Consider the following 3,653-nt stretch of genomic DNA (forward strand, 5'->3'; position numbering starts at 1 on the left):
CAGTGGTCCTGGCTGGTGTGGTTGCCGCACAACCAGCACGACGAGATGTTCGACGCCTGCGGCCCGCGCCGGCTGGTGTTCACCTCCCCGGGCGAGTTGGAGGAGGCGCTCGACGCCGAACTCCATCGCAAGGGCCGCGGGCCGTGGGGCCCGCCGAGTGGGTCCAGCCCGACCACCACCCTCTCGCCGGTCGAAACCGACGCCGCCCCGGGACTGGGTCCGCACTGGGTGATCGTCGACGACAACGTCGGCACCCAAGAGCAGTGGGAGACGGTCACCGGGCAGAAGGGTAGAGCGGGTATCACCATGCTGCGCCTGGCGACCCGCCCGGGGGAAGGCGTCGGATTCGCCCACGTCGAAGAGCGCTTCGCACTGCGGGAGGGCCGGCTCCGTCACCGGGACGCGTTTTACGCGGTGGCCGATATGCTCGCCGTGAGCACGGCCGACCGGTACGCGCGGGCGCTCGCGCGCTGGTCGCCCGCGATCGCGGGTGATCTCGCCGAGACGGGCAGCCGGGGCGGGGAACTGCTACGCGCCCTGGGCATCACCGATCCGCGCAACCTCGACGTCGACCGGCTCTGGGCGGACAGCAGGGGTCGTGGGGATCACCGCTGGGCGATGATCCCGGTGGGCGTCCAGCCCGGCGGGGATCTGCAGTACGTGATTCTGCGGGCGAAGGACTTCGGTGGACAGGGATTCCACTCGGTCGTGATCGGTACCTCCGGCTCGGGCAAGTCGGAGTACTTCCTCTCGCTGTGCAACGGGATCGCCCTGACGCATTCGCCGGAGAGCTTCATCGTGATCTTCGTGGACATGAAGTTCGAGTCCGCAGCCCAAGACCTCGAGGGCCTGCCGCACGTCGCCGGTTCGCTGTCCAATCTCGGCAAGGACGACCGGCACCTCGCCGAGCGGATGCGTAAGGCCATCGACGGTGAGATGGCAAGGCGATACGCGCTTTTCAAGGCCGCCGGTGCGCGTGACGCCAACGAATACGAAGAGATGCGGCTGGCCGGCCGGGACTTGGAGCCCGTGCCGATACTGCTGGTCATCATCGACGAGTACCTGGAACTGTTCCACCACCATCCCGAGTGGATCGACCTCGTCATCCACATCGGTCAGGAAGGACGCGGCTGCAACGTCTTCTTCACTCTCGGCGGCCAGCGTCTGGATCTGTCGTCGCTGAGCAAGGCCAAGAGCAATATCGCGTTCCGGGTGGCGCTGCGCGCCGAGACCGCCGAGGATTCCCGTGACGTCATCGGCAGCGACGCGGCCCTGCACCTGCCGTCGAAGGAGAACGGTCACGCCTTGCTCAAGGTCGGCCCGCGCGAGCTGGAGCCGTTCCGCTGCTTCTATGTCTCCGCGCCGTTCGTCGTGCCGAAGAAGGTCGGCACCACCGATGAAACGGTATCGGTCAGTTTCACCCGGCCGCGCTCCTTCACCTGGGGCCACCAGCCGCTCAGCGAGTCCGACAGCGCAGCGCTGACGGTTGCCGACGACCCGGAGCAACCGGACGAATTCCTCTATCACCCAGACGGATTCAAGCGCAAGAAGCTCCTCGACGTCATTCGTGAGTCGCTGCTGTCCCACCCCGTACGCCCGCCGCACCGGATCTGGCTGCCGCCGTTGGAGGTCAGTGCGACCGCTGATGCGCTGGTCGAGATGTGGCGGGGCAGGCCCTGGTGGGTGGACTACGGCCAGAACCCCGGCCTGGTCTTCCCGGCCGGCGTCGAGGACTTCCCGGAGGAACACGCCCAACGGGTGCACGTCGTGGACGCCGAGATGGACAACGTGATGGTCGTGGCCACCGCACAGCGCGGGAAATCGACCACCCTGATGACCCTCGTCACCTGCGCGGCCCTGATGTACCGCCCGGAGCGGGTGACCTTCTTCTGCCTGGGTGCATCGCTGTATCCGGTGGAGAACTACCCGCACGTGGCGGGTGTCGTCAGCATCACCGATGTCGAAGGTGTTTCGCGCACCATTGCGACGATCGAGGGGGTGATCCGGGCCCGGGAGGCGTCCTTCAAGCGCTATCAGATGGACATCGCCGAGTTCCGCGAGCGCCGTTTCGGCGCCCTGGCCGGCGGCGCGAGCGATCCGGCGGACAAGTTCGGCGACGTGTTCCTGGTGATCGACAACTTCGGCGATCTCTACGAGAAGGACAACGGCCTCGGCGACCGGGCCATCGCCATTGCGCGCCAGGGACTTTCGTATGGCGTGCACGTGATGACCAGTGCCAGCGGCTGGCTCGTCGGCCAGAAGCAGGCTCTACTGAACGTGGCCAACGCCCGCATCCAACTCCGATTGAGCAATCCCGACGAAACTCAGATGGGTACCGGGATGGAACACCGTCGCGCCGCGCGCCAGACTCCGGACCGCCCCGGGTTCGGTGTCAGCCGTACCGGCCACGAACTGCTCATCGGACTGCCCGAAGTGCTCACCGCGGCGGGCGGCAGGGTGAGCACCAGGGAGGTCGGCGAGGTGATCGCCGCCCGGACCGGGGCCCGCAAGGTGCAGACCCTCGCCCGGCTTCCCGAGCGGATCGCGTTGCGGCAGATCGTCGACGGCTACGGCCGGAGCGAAGCGGCCACGGAGCCGTTCAACATCCCGTTCGCCATCGGCGAGAGTGCGCTGCAACCGGTCGTGTTGCCCACGCGCCAGGTGCCGCATCTGCTCGTCGTCGGCCGGCAGGGGTGCGGCAAGACCACCACCCTGGCCGCGATCGGGCAGGCGATCACCGCCCGGGTGTCACCGGAGCAGGCCCAGATCACCATCATCGACCCCAAGACCAGCCTGATCGGGCGGATCCCGGACAGCCATGTCGCCGCCTACGCATACACCGCCGACGACATCGACCGGGTCTGCGAACAGATCGCCGGGCTCATGAAGGACCGCCTGCCGCCGTCCGGCCTGACCCAGGAGGAACTGCTGGCCCGCCCGGCGTGGTCGGGACCGCACCACTTCGTGCTGATCGACGACGAACACGAGCTGCGTCCCAACGGGCTGGTGGGCAAGCAGGCGGCCACGGCACCGTTGTGGAACCTGATCGAGCGTGGCCGCGAGATCGGCCTGCACGTCATCGCCGGCAGGCTGCCGGGCAACTGGGCCGGGGTGTCCGCGATGAGTCCCCTGCTGCAGAAGCTCACCGGTTCCCGGGCGCCGACGCTGTTCATGGACAACGACCCGCAGACGGTGAAGGTGTTCGGGCGCACCAGCGCCCGTCAACTCCCGCCCGGCCGTGGACTTCTGGTCGCCACCGACGGGGTGACGGAGGGCGTTCTGGTCGGGTACCCGGACTAGTGTGTCGGGCGAGGCTCACGCGGACAACGGCAGCGCCGGACCGCTCACCCAGGCCTCGGCGTCGCTGAACAGCCCGGCGCCGTAGGCGAAGGAGATGCCGTCGAAGACGGTTTCCACGGCGTCGTCTTCGACGACCAGGTCCACCCGGTAGACCGAGTTGAAACGGGCCGGGTTGCGGAAGGACCGGTCGTCCTGAACCGCCGCGCGGCCGGCGCTGACCTGCCGCCCGACGCTGACCGAGACGACGCCCTCGGCGGGGAGCGCGGCGGCCAGTGCAGTCTCGGACACCTGCTCGGTGATGATGGTGATGTTCTTCATGATCGGTGCTCCTGTGCTCCTGTGCTCCTGTGCTC

General features: G+C 68.0%; 2 protein-coding genes. One reads left to right on the forward strand and one right to left on the reverse strand.

Translation table 11 applies throughout. The features are described from left to right. A partial coding sequence (gene eccCb, locus ADBZ5U_RS09880; RefSeq protein WP_526264886.1) for a type VII secretion protein EccCb occupies positions 1-3,300 on the forward strand: 3,300 nt, incomplete at its 5' end. 15 nt (positions 3,301-3,315) lie between these two features. Here the strand turns inward: eccCb and ADBZ5U_RS09885 are convergent. Continuing rightward, positions 3,316-3,653, reverse strand: a 338-nt coding sequence (locus ADBZ5U_RS09885; RefSeq protein WP_526264888.1) for a hypothetical protein, incomplete at its 5' end; no start/stop codon positions are given.

The sequence above is a fragment of the Mycobacterium sp. genome, from assembly GCF_040398885.1.
In the GTDB taxonomy this organism is placed as follows: domain Bacteria; phylum Actinomycetota; class Actinomycetes; order Mycobacteriales; family Mycobacteriaceae; genus Mycobacterium.